The sequence below is a fragment of the Propioniciclava sp. LT294 genome (assembly GCF_059516005.1).
Genome location: NZ_JCAKNG010000006.1, coordinates 121,671 through 136,994, shown reverse-complemented (window position 1 = coordinate 136,994; position 15,324 = coordinate 121,671). Strand labels below are relative to the sequence as shown.

The 15,324-nt window shown below is 70.3% G+C and carries 15 protein-coding genes; 5 read left to right on the top strand and 10 right to left on the bottom strand.

Annotation, left to right across the window (positions count from 1 at the left end):
* Position 1: 1 nt before the first annotated feature.
* Positions 2-562: a YceI family protein gene (locus AC5YDA_RS09765; RefSeq protein ID WP_496189186.1), complete on the bottom strand. Its 561-nt coding sequence runs from the start codon at positions 560-562 to the stop codon at positions 2-4.
* Positions 563-699: 137 nt separating this feature from the next.
* On the opposite strand from AC5YDA_RS09765, the gene AC5YDA_RS09760 reads away from it, so the two are divergent.
* The gene (locus AC5YDA_RS09760) at positions 700-1,206 is read left to right on the top strand and encodes a single-stranded DNA-binding protein (protein ID WP_496189185.1); all 507 of its coding nucleotides are present in this window, start codon (positions 700-702) and stop codon (positions 1,204-1,206) included.
* A 68-nt stretch (positions 1,207-1,274) separates the two neighbouring features.
* Here AC5YDA_RS09760 and ettA read toward each other — a convergent pair whose 3' ends face one another.
* Positions 1,275-2,957, bottom strand: coding sequence for an energy-dependent translational throttle protein EttA (gene ettA, locus AC5YDA_RS09755; RefSeq protein WP_496189184.1), 1,683 nt, complete (start codon positions 2,955-2,957; stop codon positions 1,275-1,277).
* 70 nt (positions 2,958-3,027) lie between these two features.
* On the opposite strand from ettA, the gene AC5YDA_RS09750 reads away from it, so the two are divergent.
* On the top strand, positions 3,028-3,762 hold the full coding sequence (locus AC5YDA_RS09750; protein WP_496189183.1) for a DsbA family protein: 735 nt from the start codon (positions 3,028-3,030) through the stop codon (positions 3,760-3,762).
* Between the two features lie 3 nt (positions 3,763-3,765).
* Here the strand turns inward: AC5YDA_RS09750 and AC5YDA_RS09745 are convergent, their stop codons facing one another.
* From AC5YDA_RS09745 to AC5YDA_RS09730, 4 genes are read right to left on the bottom strand one after another with little or no spacing between them, the layout of a single operon-like run.
* The gene (locus tag AC5YDA_RS09745) at positions 3,766-4,464 is read right to left on the bottom strand and encodes a phosphatase PAP2 family protein (RefSeq protein WP_496189182.1); all 699 of its coding nucleotides are present in this window, start codon (positions 4,462-4,464) and stop codon (positions 3,766-3,768) included.
* A 44-nt stretch (positions 4,465-4,508) separates the two neighbouring features.
* Positions 4,509-5,063, bottom strand: a complete 555-nt coding sequence (locus AC5YDA_RS09740; RefSeq protein WP_496189181.1) for an NUDIX hydrolase — start codon at positions 5,061-5,063, stop codon at positions 4,509-4,511.
* A complete protein-coding gene (locus AC5YDA_RS09735; protein WP_496189180.1) occupies positions 5,060-7,897 on the bottom strand; it encodes an FAD-binding and (Fe-S)-binding domain-containing protein in 2,838 nt (945 codons plus the stop codon). The genes AC5YDA_RS09740 and AC5YDA_RS09735 overlap by 4 nt, the downstream gene beginning before the upstream one ends.
* Before the next feature lie 4 nt (positions 7,898-7,901).
* A complete protein-coding gene (locus AC5YDA_RS09730; RefSeq protein WP_496189179.1) occupies positions 7,902-8,357 on the bottom strand; it encodes a MarR family winged helix-turn-helix transcriptional regulator in 456 nt (151 codons plus the stop codon).
* A 98-nt stretch (positions 8,358-8,455) separates the two neighbouring features.
* On the opposite strand from AC5YDA_RS09730, the gene AC5YDA_RS09725 reads away from it, so the two are divergent.
* The 3 genes from AC5YDA_RS09725 to AC5YDA_RS09715 are packed head-to-tail and all read left to right on the top strand — an operon-like array spanning position 8,456 to position 11,964.
* On the top strand, positions 8,456-10,270 hold the full coding sequence (locus tag AC5YDA_RS09725; RefSeq protein WP_496189178.1) for an AMP-dependent synthetase/ligase: 1,815 nt from the start codon (positions 8,456-8,458) through the stop codon (positions 10,268-10,270).
* Positions 10,271-11,149 (top strand): acyl-CoA thioesterase, encoded by an 879-nt coding sequence (locus tag AC5YDA_RS09720; protein WP_496189177.1) that lies wholly within the window; start codon positions 10,271-10,273, stop codon positions 11,147-11,149.
* On the top strand, positions 11,113-11,964 hold the full coding sequence (locus AC5YDA_RS09715; RefSeq protein ID WP_496192942.1) for a shikimate dehydrogenase family protein: 852 nt from the start codon (positions 11,113-11,115) through the stop codon (positions 11,962-11,964). Before AC5YDA_RS09720 ends, AC5YDA_RS09715 begins: the two co-directional genes overlap by 37 nt.
* 15 nt (positions 11,965-11,979) lie before the next feature.
* Here the strand turns inward: AC5YDA_RS09715 and AC5YDA_RS09710 are convergent, their stop codons facing one another.
* From AC5YDA_RS09710 to gnd, 4 genes are all read right to left on the bottom strand, one after another.
* Positions 11,980-12,270, bottom strand: a complete 291-nt coding sequence (locus tag AC5YDA_RS09710; RefSeq protein WP_496189175.1) for a GNAT family N-acetyltransferase — start codon at positions 12,268-12,270, stop codon at positions 11,980-11,982.
* A gap of 43 nt (positions 12,271-12,313) precedes the next feature.
* Positions 12,314-13,048 carry a DsbA family oxidoreductase gene (locus AC5YDA_RS09705; protein ID WP_496189174.1) on the bottom strand — a complete coding sequence of 245 codons (735 nt, stop codon included), beginning with the start codon at positions 13,046-13,048 and terminating at the stop codon, positions 12,314-12,316.
* 16 nt (positions 13,049-13,064) lie between these two features.
* Positions 13,065-13,766 carry a DUF4328 domain-containing protein gene (locus AC5YDA_RS09700; protein WP_496189173.1) on the bottom strand — a complete coding sequence of 234 codons (702 nt, stop codon included), beginning with the start codon at positions 13,764-13,766 and terminating at the stop codon, positions 13,065-13,067.
* A gap of 81 nt (positions 13,767-13,847) precedes the next feature.
* A complete protein-coding gene (gene gnd / locus AC5YDA_RS09695; protein ID WP_496189172.1) occupies positions 13,848-15,296 on the bottom strand; it encodes an NADP-dependent phosphogluconate dehydrogenase in 1,449 nt (482 codons plus the stop codon).
* Positions 15,297-15,324 lie beyond the last annotated feature (28 nt).

Here is a 15,324-nt window from a genome sequence, read left to right as displayed (position 1 = left end):
GTCACTGAGGGGCGTTGGCCTGCTTGATGGCCGACACCTCGAACTCGAGCTTGACCGCGTCCCCCACGAGGACGCCGCCGGTCTCGAGCAGGGCGTTCCAGGTCAGCCCGAAGTCAGCGCGGCTGATGGTGGCGGAGCCGCTGAAGCCGATGCGCTCGTTGCCGAACGGATCCTTGGAACCGCCCTCGTACTCGAAGGGCACGCGCACCGGTTTGGTCACGTCCCGGACGGTCAGGTCGCCGTCGACCTCGACGTGGATGTCGTCGAGGATCCGGAAGCCCGTTCCGACGAAGGTGATGGCGGGGAAGTGCTCGACGTCGAGGAAGTCGGGACTCAACAGGTGCCCGTCCCGATTGGCGTCGCGGGTGTTGATGCTGCTGACCTTGACACTCACGAGCAGGGCTGAGAACTCGGGGGTGGAGCTGTCGATCATCGCCCATCCGTGGAAGGACTCGAACGTGCCACGCACCTTGGCGATCCCGGCGTGGCGTGCCACGAAGGCGACGCTGCTGTGGGCGGCGTCGAGATGGTACGTCCCATCGAGTTGATTGAGCGGCAGCACGATGTGCCTCCCTTTCTGTCCACAGCCCCGAAGGCGAGCGGAGCCCACTTTTCCACAGCCCCGGGAAACAACTGCACCACCGTACCCCCTTCCGCCCATTGTCTGCGGCATCACATCGACACAGGAAAGGGCACGACATGGAAGCGGACATCGTCATCGAGGGCAACGTCGGCAACGGCGTGGAGTGGCGGGAGCACCCGGTCCACGGAGGGCGCACCACCTTCAGCGTCGCCGTGACGCCGGGCTACCGTCAGGAGAAGGGCTGGGTGGAGCTGAACACCATGTGGTTCCGGGTCACGTGCTGGCGGCAGATGGCCGTCCACGTCCGGGACAGCTTCGGCAAGGGCGACCCGGTCGTCGTCAAGGGCAAGCTGCGCCTCGACAAGTGGCGTGACGAGCAGGGCAATGAGAAGCAGGAGTTCTCGATCAAGGCCGACTGGGTCGGGCACAACCTGAAGCGCGGCAAGACCGTCTTCGAGCGGACGCGGTCGCGCCCCGAGCCCGAGGAGCCCGGCCACCTGACCGACGACGAGGCGGCGCGGTTGGCTGCCATCGAGGCCGAGTACGCGTCGCTCTCCCGCGGTGAGGTCATCGACGCCGACGGCGTGGTGCACGAGACCGGACGGGCGGTGGTGGACGCCTGAGCCGGCCGACCGATGCAGACGCCCCGGGCAAGCGCTGTGCTTGCCCGGGGCGTCTGCATCGTCGGCGCTCAGTCGCGCTTGAGGCGGCGGTGCTTGGAGGCGTGCGGACGGGCGGCGTCTGCACCCAGGCGCTGGACCTTGTTGGCCTCGTAGTCGGCGAAGTTGCCCTCGAACCAGAACCACTTGGCCTGGTTCTCGTCGTCACCCTCCCAGGCGAGGATGTGCGTGGCCACGCGGTCCAGGAACCAGCGGTCGTGGGAGATCACGACGGCGCAGCCGGGGAAGTCGAGCAGCGCGTCCTCGAGCGACTGCAGGGTCTCGACGTCCAGGTCGTTGGTCGGCTCATCGAGCAGCAGCACGTTGCCGCCCTGCTTCAGGGTGAGTGCGAGGTTCAGGCGGTTGCGCTCTCCACCGGACAGCACGCCGGCGAGCTTCTGCTGGTCCGGCCCCTTGAAGCCGAAGGAGGCGACGTAGGCGCGCGACGGCATCTCGAAGTTGGCGACCTTGATGTGGTCCAGCCCGTCGGAGACGACCTCCCAGACGTTCTTCTTCGGGTCGATGCCGGAGCGGTTCTGGTCGACGTAGCTGAACGAGACCGTCTTGCCGACCTTCAGCTCGCCCGAGTCGGGCTCCTCGGAGCCGGTCACCATCTTGAACAGCGTGGTCTTGCCGACGCCGTTGGGGCCGATGATGCCGACGATGCCGGCGCGGGGCAGCGTGAACGACAGGTCGTCGATCAGGACGCGGTCGCCGAAGCCCTTGGCGAGGTCGATGGCCTCGAGCACGTCCGCACCCAGGCGCGGGCCCGGCGGGATGTTGATCTCGGCCGGGTCGATCTGCCGCATCTTCTCGGCCTCGGCCGCGAGCTCCTCGTACCGGGCGAGGCGGGCGCGGTTCTTGGCCTGGCGGGCCTTGGGGTTGGCCCGCACCCACTCCAGCTCGCGCTCGAGGATCTTGGCGCGCTTGGCGTCCTTCTTGCCCTCGATCTGGAGGCGCGAGCGCTTGGTCTCCAGGTAGGTGGAGTAGTTGCCCTCGTAGGGGTGGAGCTTGCCCCGGTCGATCTCGCAGATCCACTCGGCGACGTTGTCGAGGAAGTACCGGTCGTGGGTGACGGCCAGGACCGCACCGGGATAGGTCTTGAGGTGACCCTCGAGCCAGGCGACACTCTCGGCGTCCAAGTGGTTGGTGGGCTCGTCCAGCAGCAGCAGGTCAGGCTGGGCGAGCAGCAGCTTCACCATGGCGACGCGGCGACGCTCGCCACCGGACAGGACGTCGACGACGGTGTCACCGGGCGGGCACTGGAGGGCGTCCATGGCCTGCTCGAGCTGGGATTCGATGTCCCAGGCGTTGAGGTGGTCGAGCTCCTCCTGGAGGGTGCCCATCTCGGCCATGAGTGCGTCGAAGTCGGCGTCCGGCTCGGCCATCTCCATGCCGATCGCGTTGAAGCGCTCGACCTTGGCCAGCGTGCCGGCGACCGCCTCCTGCACGTTCTCCATGACCGTCTTGCCCTCGGTCAGGGGAGGCTCCTGCAGCAGGATGCCGACCGTCTTGCCCTTGCCGAGCATCGCGTCGCCGTTGTTGGGCTTCTCGAGGCCCGCCATGATCTTCAGCATGGTCGACTTGCCGGCGCCGTTGGGGCCGACGACGCCGATCTTGGCGCCCTCGTAGAACGACAACGTGACATTGTCGAGGATGAGCTTCTCACCCAACGACTTGCGCACGTTGTGCATGGTGAACACGAACTCGGGCATGGACCGTCCTTGCTTGGAAAGGTTGGGATGGAATCGGCCCCCAGTATAGGGAGCAGCTACCGTGACGGCCATGTCGTCGCAGCGCAAGGCCCTTCTGGCCGCCATGTGGGCCGTCTCGGTCGCCCTGGCCTTCTTCCTCGGAGCCCAGTTCAGCCCCACGCCCCCACAGCCGGCCACGCCAGCGGCGCCGGCCGACGCTGTGCCCACGCAGGCGGCCCCGTCCCCCGACCCCTCGGCGTCCGCCGCGCTGCAGCAGTACCTGCTCGACCTCCCGCGCCGACAGGCGGACGATCCGCTCGCCCTGGGCCGGGTGGACGCCAAGGTCGTCCTCACCAACTGGTCGGACTACCGGTGCCCGTTCTGCGCGCGGTGGCACCAGACCACGCTCCCCGAGCTGCAGCGCTTCGTCGACGACGGAACCCTGCGCATCGAGTTCCGCGACCTCGTGCTCTTCGGTGAGGAGTCCACGAACGCTGCCATCGCAGCCCGCGCCGCGAGCCGGCAGGGCAAGTTCTGGGAGTACCAGGAGGCGGTGTTCAGCCACGCCCCTCAGAGCGGCCACCTCGAGATCGACCGGTCGAAGCTGCTCGAGTTCGCCACAGCGGCCGGTGTCGACGACCTGAGCGCGTTCCAGGCCGCCCTTGACGACCCCGCGCTGGCCCAGGCCGTCCAGGCCGACACGCGGGAGGCGCAGCAGCTGGGCATCAGCGGCACGCCCTTCTTCGTGGTGGGGGCCCAGGTCATCAACGGTGCGCAGCCGCTCGAGGCGTTCGTGCAGGCGATCGAGGCCGAGGCGCAGCGCTGACGGCTACGCGCCGGCCGAGGTGTTCCGACGTAGCACCCCCCAGCCCAGGAACGCGCAGGTCACGCCGATGACGGCACCCGCGATCGCGTCACTGGGGTGGTGCATGCCCAGGTAGAACCGGGAGACGGCCACGGCGAGGGTCCAGCCCGCCCCGAGCGCGCCGGCCAGCAGTGCCACCCATCGTGGCCGGTCGGATGCGGCGAGCACCAGCACGAGGACGGTCGCGAGGCACGCGGCCGCTCCCACGTGGCCGCTGGGGTAGCTGGCGTCCGGCAGCCCGAAGTCGAGCTGCTCGGCGCCGGCGGGCCGCTCCCTCGTCACGAGCAGGGCCGCGGTCTGGTACACGAGTGCCTCCAGGGTCACCGACAGCAGGGGGACCAGGGCGAACCACCACCGCCTCGTCGCGCGCCACAGCCAGAACACCCCGACGAGCGCCGTCAGCGGTGCCCCGACCACACCGGCGATGTGGGACACCGTGAGGGCGAGGAGGTCGAGCAGCGGCGTCCGCCCCGCCTGGAGCGAGCGGCTCAGGACGGCCTCGTCCCCGAATCCGCTCGGGGGGAAGAGGAACGTCCCCACCGCCCACACACACGCCAGCAGTCCCAAAGCGGGGAGCACCCCCCGGATGGCGACGTCCCGGGCCACCGCCGCCTTCGTGGGCTCGGACGTGTCGAGTCGGTAGCGGTGCAGGTACGCGGACATGGGGGCGCTCCTCCTCGAGGGGCCGGTCGGCCCAGAGCGGAACTCTATTCCCCGCCGGCCGCCAGGCGGCCGACCGCCGCCGTCACGAGTTCGCGAACCTCGTCGAAGACGTCGTCCGGCAGCGCGTCGACGGGCCACCAGCGGACCTCACGCGATTCGTCGGAGCGGACGAGTTCCGCCCCCGGGTGCGCCCGAGCCGCGAAGCGCACGTCGAGGTGCCGGGTCGGCTCGTCGTAGCCGCGGCACGTGATCGGGTGGCAGTCCAGCGTCACCGGGTCGGGGTCCAGGTCGACCTCCAGGCCCAACTCCTCGCGTACCTCCCGGCGTGCGGCGTCCGCCAGGGTGGGGTCGGTGGCCTCGACGTGCCCGCCGGGCGCCAGCCACGCCCCCACGATGCCGTGCAACACGAACGCCACCGACGTGAGGTCATGGCTCAGGACCACGGCCGAGGCCGTGAGGTGACCCGGTTCGCACGTGCGCTCGCAGGCGTCCGGACGCGCGGACAGGAGGGCGAGGTAGGCCTGGGCCAGCGCTGCCTGACTGGGAGAGGGCGCCGTCCAGCCGGCCAGGGTGGCGACCGCGTTCGCGTGCGGGCTCATGCGTGGACGGTGTGCGCGACCACCAGTTCGGCGAACGTGAGGGCCTGCCGGTTCTGCAGGTCCTGCAGCTGCGTGCGGCAGGAGAACCCGTCGGCCAGCACGATCGCATCCTCGCCGGCGGCGGCCAGGGCCGGGCCGAGGTTGGTCTCGAACACCTTGACCGAGAAGTCGTAGTGGCCGTCGATCATGCCGTGGTTCCCGGCCAGTCCGCAGCAGCCGGTGACGCGCACCAGCTTCGCGCCGGACGCCTGGAGCAGCCGCTGCTCGGCCGCCCAGCCCATGACGGACGCCTCGTGGCAGTGCGGCTGTGCGACGACCGTGTGGCCGGAGAGGTCCGGCATGCGGAAGTCCGGATCCTCGGCGAGGAACTCGGCCAGCGTCCTCACCGACCCGGCCACCTCGGCAACCCGGGCGTCGTCGTGGAGCAGCTCCAGGGCGTCCGAACGCCAGACGGCGATGCAGGACGGCTCGGTCCCGACGACCCGCACCCCCCGCGTCACGTACGGGTGAAGCACGTCGGTGGCGTTGCGGAGCTCCTGGGTCGCGCCGTCCAACTGGCCCGTGGTGATCCAGGTCAGGCCGCAGCAGGCCTTGCGCTCGAGCAGGCGGGGGGTCCAGCCGTTGGCGATGAGGAGCCCGGCCATGGCGACGACGTGGTCACCCTCGAAGGCGTCGGAGAACGAGTCGACCCAGAGGACGACCTCGCCCTTGTCGGCGACCCGGCCGCCCGCCGAGCCCTGCAGCTCACGGCGCTGGGTCACGCCGGCGACCTCCTTGCGGGCCCTCTCCTTGTTGGAGCCTCGCGCGAACCGGGGCATGCCTCGGCGCCGGTCGATGCCGGCCACCGCCTTGACGATCGTGCTGAGGCCGGGCGTCTGCATGAACAGGTTCATGAGGGGAGGGAGCGCCGGGTTGGCGGAGACCAGGCGTCCCCACATCGGCAGCCACCCCATCGTGTAGTGGTCGCGTGGCCGCAGGCGTCCCTTGAACGCCTCGTACTGGACGCGCGCCTTGTAGGCGGCCATGTCGGTGCCGGTGGGGCAGTCCCGGGAGCAGCCCTTGCAGGACAGGCACAGGTCGAGGGCCTCGTGGACCTCGGCCGAACGCCATCCGTCGGTGACCAGCGTGCCGTTGACCATCTCCTGCAGGATCCGGGCGCGGCCGCGGGTGGAGTCCTTCTCCTCGCGCGTGGCCTGCCAGCTCGGGCACATCACGTTCGTGCCCGTGGAGGCCACGCACTTGCCGACCCCGGTGCAGCGGTGCACGTCGTCGACGAACGTCCGGTGGGTGCGGAACAGCGGTGACCGGCGGACGGCGGGGGCCCGGAGGTCGGCGTCCAGCGGGGCCGGGTCGACCAGGACTCCCGGGTTGAGCAGGTTGTCGGGGTCGAAGATGTGCTTGACGGCCGCGAAGAGCTCCAGTGCCTCGGGGGAGTACATGCGGGACAGCAGTTCCGAACGCGCGCGTCCGTCGCCGTGCTCGCCCGACATGGAACCGCCGTAGGACGCCGCGAGGTCGGCCGCCTCCTCGACGAAGGCGCGGTAACGGGCGGCGCCGTCAGCCACCTGGGTGAGCGGGAAGTCGATGCGGCAGTGGACGCAGCCGTCACCGAAGTGCCCGTACGGCAGCCCCTCCAGGTCGTGCTTGGCCAGCAGGGCGTCCAGGTCGCGCAGGTAGTTGCCGAGCTCGCTCGGCGGGACGGCGGAGTCCTCCCAGCCCGCGTAGGCCGGACGGGACAGGCTGACGCCGGCCAGGCCGGCGCCGTCCGAGCGGATCTTCCAGAGCGCGGCCGCGACGGCCGGATCGTCGACCACCTCACCGTCGAGGCAGCCGGACGCCGCGAGCAGCCCCCGTGCCCGCTCGTCCAGCGCCGCAGGGTCGTCGCCGACGAGTTCGACGAAGATCCAGCCGTCGCCGTCGGGCAGGCGCGGGACGGCGTCCACCCCGAGGGTGCGGGCCACGACGTCCACGATGCGACGGTCCATGCCCTCGACCGCGGTGGGGGAGAACGGCAGGATCGCCGGCATCGCGTCGGCGGCCTCGGGCATGGAGGGGTAACCCAGCGCGAGCATGGTCTTGTACGGGGCGTCCGCGACGAGGCGGACGGTGGCCCGCGTGATGACCCCCAGCGTGCCCTCCGACCCCGCGAAGAACTTCGCGACGTCGAAGCCGTTCTCCGGGAGCAGCCACTCCAACGAGTAGCCCGACACCTGGCGGGTGAACGTGCCGAAGCGGGTGCGGATCGTCCCGAGGTTGGCCATGACGAGCGCGTGGAGGGCGCGCAGGGTGGGGGAGTCGGACCTCGTGAGGTCCTGGCGGGAGTCGAGGGTGAGCCGCTCGCCGGTCCCGGTGATGACCTCGAGGGCGATGACGTTGTCGGACGAGCGTCCGTAGCCGAGCGCCCGGGGCCCGCAGGCATTGTTCCCGATCATCCCGCCCACGGTGCAGCGGGTGAAGGTGGAGGGGTCCGGCCCGTAGCGCAGCCCGACCTCCTGGGCCGCGCGGGAGAGGACGTCCTGGACGACCCCGGGGTCGACCACGGCGGTCCGTGTCGCGGGGTCGATGGCGTGGATGCCGGTCAGGTGGCGCGCGACGTCCACCACGATGCCCGCCCCGACGGCGTTGCCGGCACACGATGTCCCTGCGCCGCGGGTGGTGAGGGGGATCCGGGCCTCGAGCGCGGCGTCCACCACGGCCTCCAGGTCACCCGACGTCTCCGGGTGTGCCACCCCCTGCGGGACGACCCGGTACAGCGAGGCGTCGGTGGAGTAGAGGGCCCGGGTCAGCGTGGACTCGTCCAGCCCGGGAACGGAGGCAGCGGCGACGGTTGACACCGCCTCAGTCTGCCACCTCGTTGACGGCGCGCATGGCACGTCCCAGGGCCTCGTAGTCGTCGGGCGTGACGACGTCGACCAGGATCTCGCGCACCGAGGCGACATGCGTCGGGGCTGCGGCCTCGAGCAGCGCGAAACCCTCGTCGGTGAGGATGGCGATCACGCCGCGGCGATCATCGGGACAGGGGACGCGCGTCAGCAGGTGCTTCTGCTCCATGCGGGCGACCGTGTGGGTGAGGCGCGACCGGGACTGGCGGGCGGCGTCCGCGAGGTCGCTCATCCGCATCCGTCGGTCCGGCGCCTCGGACAGGCGCACGAGGATCTCGTACTCACCCAGGTCGAGGCTGAAGGGCCGAAGGGCGGCGTCGAGGTGGCCGTCGATCTTGGCGACACCGTCGAGGAACGCGCGCCACACCACCTGTTGCTCGCGGTCCAGCCAGCGTGTGAAGGTGGCCTGCATGGCGGCATCATAGTCCGACTTGACAGTTCAATCGTCAGCTTTTGGGCCCTAGACTGACCCGGAACGGGGGGCACGCGCCTCGCAAGGGGAGGATCACGATGACCGACATCCAGTCGATGCTGGACAACCGGCCGCCGACGGTGGGTGCCATGTTCAACGGGCGGGTCGCGGCCACGCCCGGGAACGAGGCCATGCGTTACCCGGACGCCTCGGGCAACTGGGTCTCCCTCACCTGGGCCGAGATGCGCAAGGTGGTGTGGGAGATCGGCGCCGGCCTGTTGGCCATCGGTCTGCAGCCCGAGGAGCGCGTCGCCATCGCGTCCAGCACCCGCTACGAGTGGGTGCTGCTCGACCTGGCGATCAACTGCGCCGGCGGGGCCACGACGACCGTGTACCCGAACACCCAGGGCGAGGACTTCGTCCACATCGTCACCCACTCCGACAGCAGGTACTTCGTCGCCGAGAACCTCGAGCAACTCGCCAAGCTGCGTGAGAACGTCCCCGGCGACCAGATCCGCCAGGTCATCCTGCTCGACGGCATCGCCGAGGGCACGATCAGCAAGGAGCAACTGCGCGAGAAGGGCCGCGCGCTGCTGGCCGAGAACCCCTCGGCCATGGACGACGCGGTCGCCAACACGACCCCCGACACGCTGGCCACCCTCATCTACACGTCCGGCACCACGGGCCTGCCCAAGGGCGTCGAGTTGTTGCACAGCAACTGGACGTACGAGGGCGTGGCCGTCGACGCGCTGAACATCATCGGCCCCGACTCGCTGCAGTACTTCTGGCTGCCGCTGAGCCACGTCTTCGGCAAGGCCGTCATGATGATCCAGCTCCAGATCGGCTTCGCCTCCGTGGTGGACGGCCGCCTCGAGCGCATCGTCGACGGCCTGGAGGCGACGCGGCCGACCTTCATGTGCGGCGCCCCGCGTATCTTCGAGAAGGTCCGCAACGGGGTGAAGGCCAAGTCGGCCGGTGGCGTCAAGGGTCGGATCGCACGCTGGGCCTTCGCGGTCGGGCGCGAGTCGAACCCGTACCGCATCAAGGGGGAGAAGCTGCCCGGCACGTTGGGCCTGCAGTACCGGATCGCCGAGAAGCTGGTCTTCTCCAAGCTGCAGCACCGGTTGGGCGGGAACATCCAGTTCATGATCTCGGGTGCGGCGAAGCTGAGCGCGCAGGTGCAGGAGTGGTTCTACTCGGCCGGCATCGTCGTGGTCGAGGGCTACGGCGCGACGGAGACCTCGGCGGTGGCCGCGGTGAACGTGCCCTGGACGCCGCGCTTCGGCACGGTCGGACCTGCGCTGCCCGGCACGGAGATCCGCATCGCCGACGACGGTGAGGTGCTCATCAAGGGCCCCGGCATCATGAGGGGTTACCACAAGGACCCCGATCAGACCGCCGAGGTGCTGGTCGATGGCTGGTACCACAGCGGCGACATCGGCGAGCTCGACAGCGACGGCTACCTGCGCATCACCGACCGCAAGCGGGACCTGATGAAGACCTCGGGTGGCAAGCTCGTCGCGCCGCAGAAGGTCGAGGGCGTCCTGGCCGCCAACATCCCGTACGTGTCGCAGGTGATCGCGGTCGGCGACGGCAGGAAGCACATCTCCGCGTTGTTCACCATCGATCCCGCTGCGATGGAGAGCTGGGCCAAGCGCCACGGCAAGGAGGGCCTGAGCTACGCGGAGCTGACGCAGCTCCCCGAGTTCCGCGCGTCGATCGACCGTTTCCTGGCCCGTGCCAACGCGAAGCTGGAGCGGTGGGAGACCGTCAAGCGCTACGCGGTGCTGGACCACGAGCTCACCGTCGAGCAGGGGGGCGTCACGGCGAACATGAAGCTGCGTCGCAGCGCGGTCGCCCAGCAGTACGCCGACCTGGTCGATTCGCTCTACGACGCCGATCCCGAGGACTGAGTGGAGGCCTACCGCGTCCGCGTGCCGCTGCGCTGGGTCGACCTCGACGCGCAGGGGCACGCGAACAACGCCGCCCTGGTCGACTACCTCCAGGAGGCGCGCGTCGACTGGCTCCTGACGGGGCCGAACGCCCACCTGTTGGGCAACGGCATCATCGTGGTGGGTCACCAGGTCGAGTACCTGGGGCCCATCTTCTTCACGCCCGAGCCGCTCGAGGTCGCGTTGCACGTGGGTGACGTCGGTGCCGCGCGGTTCACGGTCGGCTACCTCGTCCACCAGGGCGGGCGGTTGGTCGCCCGCGCCCGGACGGTGCTGGCCAACTTCGACTTCGCGTCCGGTCGCCCCGCGCGCCTCGCGGAGGAGGAGCGCGCCTGGTTCAACGAGCGTTCGGTCCCCCTCGAGCCGCTGCGCGAGGTCGCCGGCTATGCGGTGGGGGAGGACCACCACACGCACCCGTTCCAGGTGCGCTGGTCCGACCTCGACGCCTACGGGCACGCCAACAACACCCGCTTCTTCGACTACGTCGCCGAGGCCCGTGTCGCGCTGAAGACGCCGCTGCTGGCCAACGCCATCCGCACCAGCGCGCACGAAGACGTCGAGCACGCCTGGCTGGTGGCCCGGCAGGACATGCGCTACACGGGACAGATCACCCACCGGCTCGAGCCGTACGAGGTGCACACGGCCGTCGGGGCACTGGGCCGGACGTCCCTCAACCTGGCCGCGGTGGTGGTCGACCCGCTCAACGGGCAGGTCATGTCCCGCTCCACCACGGTCCTCGTCCACGGGGACGCCGCGGGACGCCCCCAGCCGCTGCCGGACGCGATGCGCCGCATCGCGGAGTGGTGGCCCGCCCCCGCCACCGGGCGGCCGGTGCTGTGAGCGGGTTCCACCGCTGCGCGGTCCTGGGGTCGCCGATCGCCCACTCCCTGAGCCCGCTGATCCACACCCGGGCCTACGAGGTGCTCGGCATCGCCGGCGACTGGGAGTACGGGCGCCACGAGGTCGACGAGGCCGGGCTGGCCGGCTTCATCGCCGGGTGCGGTCCCGAGTGGGTGGGGCTGTCCTGCACGGCACCGCTCAAGCACGTGGTGCTGTCCCTCGGCACGGCGTCCGAGCGTGCGCGACTGCTCGACTCGGGCAACACCTTCCTGTTCAACGACGGCGACCCGCTGGTGGAGAACACCGACGTCACCGGCCTGGTCGGGGCGTTCGCCCGCGCCGGGGTGACCGCGGCCTCCTCGGCGCTGCTGCTCGGCAACGGCGCCACCGCTCGTTCGGCCCTCTACGCGCTGGCGGAGATGGGGGTGTCGGACGCCCTCGTCCTGGCCCGCTCGGAGGCCAGGGCGCGCGCCTCGCTGGACGGGCTGGGGGCGACGCTGGGCGTGCGCCTGACGCACGGTCCGTGGGGAGAGGTGCCGGACGTCGATGCCGTGGACGTGCTCGTCTCGACGGTGAGCACACCGTTGTCCTCCCACGTCGCGCAGGGCCTCGCCCGGCTCACCGCCGCCTGCTTCGATGCCACCTACAACCACTACCCGACCGAGCTCGACCGGGCCGCCCGCTCCGCCGGGATCGTCCAACTCTCCGGGATCGACCTGCTCGTCGGGCAGGCGTTGGATCAGATCCGGCTCATGACGGGACGCTCCTGCCCGGCCGAGCCCCTGCTCGAGGTGGCGTACGCCGCCCTGGGCTGACGCCGCGGCGGTGCCTCAGGCGCCCTGGACGAGGTCCTGATAGGCGGGATGCCTCGCGATCCAGCCCTTGATGAAGGGGCACAGCGGCAGCACCTTCCGGTCGCCACCGGCCCGGACGTCGTCCAGGGCGCCCTGGGCCAGCCGGCTGCCGACGCCCTGCCCCTCGAAGGCGGGGTCGACCTCGGTGTGGGTGAAGACGATCAGGCCACTGGCGAGCTGGTAGTCGGCGAAGCCGGCGAGCTCGCCGTCCAGTCGGGCCTCGTAACGGCTGGCCTCGGCGTTGTGGGTGATGGTGACGGTGGACAAGGTCGTGCTCCTGTGGCTCGGGGGCGGATAAGTGGGCGGACCGTCAGTCACAGCCCTCGGGCCCGCAGGCGGGACCCGTGGCGTCCTGGCTCAGGCCGGGGATCGAGAGGGTCGCGAACGCCGGCTTGGGGTGCACCTCGTCCCAGACCTGGGTGAGCGCCTGGGTGAACACCTCGAGCGGCTGTGCGCCGGAGATGCCGTACTTGTCGTGGAGCACGAAGAACGGGACGCCGTTGATGCCCAGCGAACGGGCGGCGTCGACGTCGGACTGCACGCGGCCGTCCAGTTCCTCGTCCTCGAGTGAGGCGCGGGCGATCCCGGTGTCCAGGCCGACCGATTCGGCGAGCCGGACGAGGACATCGGCGTCCGAGATCGACTCACCGTCGGTGAAGTGCGCGCGGAACAGGACCAGCTTGAGGTCGTGCGCGAGGCGCCCGGACTCGTCGGTGGTCTTGGCTGCGTGCAGCAGGCGGTGGGCCTTGCGCGAGTTGGCGACCTGGAGGGCGTCGAAGTCCATGACCAGGCCCTCGGTCTCGCCGGCGGCGACGACCTGGCCGAACATCTGGCGGACGGTGGATTCCGAGATGCCCTTGCGCTCCGCCAGGTACTGGGTCTCGGTGCCCTCATAGCTGTCCGGCAGCGTGGGGTCCAGCTGGAAGCTGTGCAGCCTGACCTCGACGCCGTCCCGGTGCTCGAAGGCAGCCAGGGCACGGTCGAAACGGGTGAGGCCGATGTAGCACCACGGGCAGGCGATGTCGGACCAGATGTCGATCTTCATGCTGAGCCCAACACCGTCAGTCCCCGTGGTGTTCCCCCGTGGGCCCGATTGCCTCGGTGAGGCGCTCCACGATCCGCCACGCGAACGGCGCGGATGCCGTGAACAGCAGCGACCCCACCAGGACGAGGACGGGCAGCGCCGCGCCCAGCCCGGCCACGAGCACGCCGGCGACCCACAGCGTCCACCACGCAGCCAACCACCCGGGGCGCCGTCCGGTCGACCGGGAGAAGAGGTCGCCCACGTTCTGGAACGGCACCCACCAGGCCGCGACCGGGACGAACCAGGACGCGACGTGCCAGGCGGGGGTGCGGCGGGTGGTGCCGGGCGGGAGGGCGCTGGCGACCCGGTACTGCCAGACCAACCAGAAGGTGCCGGAGACGACCAGCAGGCCCGACGCCGCGCCCGTGGCGGCGAGGACGACGTCCTTGGCCAGCCACGCCGGGGCGGCGGCCTGCTGCCAGAGGTGGACGCCGGCGGCGAGCGGTGCCGCAACGCCGGCCAGGGCGATGGCCACGCGGGTGAGGAGGGCCAGCGTCCGGAGGCGCGGTGGTTCGGGAGCGGCCCACCCCGAGATGGCTGGGATCTCCCACGTGTGATGGCTGGGTTCGGGCGCGAGGGTCGCGTCGGTCCACATCACCCCGTCCCACCAGCGCTGCACGGGTGCGCCGTCGGGGGACGGGTACCACCCGGCTGGAGCGGGCTGTGGGGCCTGGGTCATCGGAACACCTCCACACACCAGTGTGCCCCGGGCACGAGGCCCGGGGCACACCGGCGATTGCTCGGTTCGATCAGCGTGGGGTCAGTGGGCGTCCACGGCCTCGGACTCGGTGCGGTCACCGCTCCAGTTGGTGTGGAAGGTGCCCTCCTTGTCGATGCGCTTGTAGGTGTGCGAGCCGAAGAAGTCGCGCAGGCCCTGGGTCATGGCCGCGTTCGTGCGCTCGGCACGGACGAGGTCGTAGTAGGACAGGGCGGACGCGAAGCCCGGGATCGGCACGCCGGCCTCGGTGGCCCTGGCCACGACGCGGCGCCACGAGGTGTTGGCGTCGGCGAGGCCCTTGGCGATCGAGGGGGCCTCGAGCAGGGTCTCCAGGTTGCCGGCCGCGTACTCGTTGGAGATGCGGTCGAGCAGCTTGGCGCGGATGATGCAGCCGGCGCGCCAGATGCGGGCGCAGGCGGCGACGTCGATGTCCCAGCCGTACTCCTGGCCGGCGACCTTGATCAGGTGCAGACCCTGGGCGTACGCGATGACCTTGGCGCTCCACAGCGCCTGGCGGACGTCCTCGATGAAGGCTTCCTTGTCGTCGACCTGGACCTTGCCGTCCGGACCGGACAGGGCCGCCCGGGCGGACTTGCGCAGGTCGGGGGAGCTGGAGGCGGCGCGCGCGAACACGGACTCGGCGATCGCGGCGGCGGGGACGCCGAGGTTCAGGGCTTCCTGGACCGTCCAGGTGCCGGTGCCCTTCATGCCGGCGGCGTCGTGGATGACGTCGATGAGCGGCTTGCCGGTCTCGGCGTCGACCTGGCGGAGCACCTCGGAGGTGATCTCGATCAGGTAGGAGTCGAGGTCGCCGGTGTTCCACTGGGCGAAGATGTCGGCGGCCTCGGCAGCGGAGACGCCGACACCCTTGAGGAGGTCGTAGGCCTCGCCGATGAACTGCATGTCGGCGTACTCGATGCCGTTGTGGACCATCTTGACGAAGTGGCCGGCGCTATCGGTGCCGATCCAGGTGCAGCAGGGCTCACCCTCGTACTGCGCCGAGACCTTCTCCAGGATGGGGCCGACGACGTCGTAGGACTCCTTGGGGCCACCGGGCATCATGGACGGACCCTTGAGGGCGCCCTCCTCGCCGCCGGAGATGCCGCAGCCGATGAAGTTGAAGCCTTTCTCGGCCATCATCTTCTCCCGACGACGGGTGTCGGGGAAGTAGGTGTTGCCACCGTCGATGACGATGTCGCCCTGGTCGAGGTGCGGGATCAGGGACTCGATGGTCGCGTCGGTCGCAGGGCCGGCCTTGACCATCATGATGATCCGACGGGGCTTCTCCAGGGAATCGACGAACTCCTCGACCGTCTCGGAACCGACGAACTCAGCCTCGGGATGCGCCTCGAGGACGGCGGCCGTCTTCGCGTACGACCGGTTGAAGATAGCCGTCCTGAAACCCTTGCTGGCGAAGTTGCGGGCCAGGTTCGAGCCCATGACGGCCATGCCGACGACGCCGATCTGGGCTGTGCCTGTCTTCTCGCTCATGTGTGGTGCTTCCTTTGCTAGGGGACCG

Excerpts from the sequence above, each read along its gene's own strand:
- ettA (WP_496189184.1), bottom strand. The coding sequence starts at position 2,957 with ATGCCCGAGTTCGTGTTCACCATGCACAACGTGCGCAAGTCGTTGGGT.
- gnd (WP_496189172.1), bottom strand. The coding sequence starts at position 15,296 with ATGAGCGAGAAGACAGGCACAGCCCAGATCGGCGTCGTCGGCATGGCC.
- AC5YDA_RS09740 (WP_496189181.1), bottom strand. The coding sequence starts at position 5,063 with ATGAGCCCGCACGCGAACGCGGTCGCCACCCTGGCCGGCTGGACGGCG.
- AC5YDA_RS09745 (WP_496189182.1), bottom strand. The coding sequence starts at position 4,464 with ATGTCCGCGTACCTGCACCGCTACCGACTCGACACGTCCGAGCCCACG.
- AC5YDA_RS09705 (WP_496189174.1), bottom strand. The coding sequence starts at position 13,048 with ATGAAGATCGACATCTGGTCCGACATCGCCTGCCCGTGGTGCTACATC.
- AC5YDA_RS09725 (WP_496189178.1), top strand. The coding sequence starts at position 8,456 with ATGACCGACATCCAGTCGATGCTGGACAACCGGCCGCCGACGGTGGGT.
- AC5YDA_RS09760 (WP_496189185.1), top strand. The coding sequence starts at position 700 with ATGGAAGCGGACATCGTCATCGAGGGCAACGTCGGCAACGGCGTGGAG.
- AC5YDA_RS09700 (WP_496189173.1), bottom strand. The coding sequence starts at position 13,766 with ATGACCCAGGCCCCACAGCCCGCTCCAGCCGGGTGGTACCCGTCCCCC.
- AC5YDA_RS09730 (WP_496189179.1), bottom strand. The coding sequence starts at position 8,357 with ATGCAGGCCACCTTCACACGCTGGCTGGACCGCGAGCAACAGGTGGTG.
- AC5YDA_RS09750 (WP_496189183.1), top strand. The coding sequence starts at position 3,028 with ATGTCGTCGCAGCGCAAGGCCCTTCTGGCCGCCATGTGGGCCGTCTCG.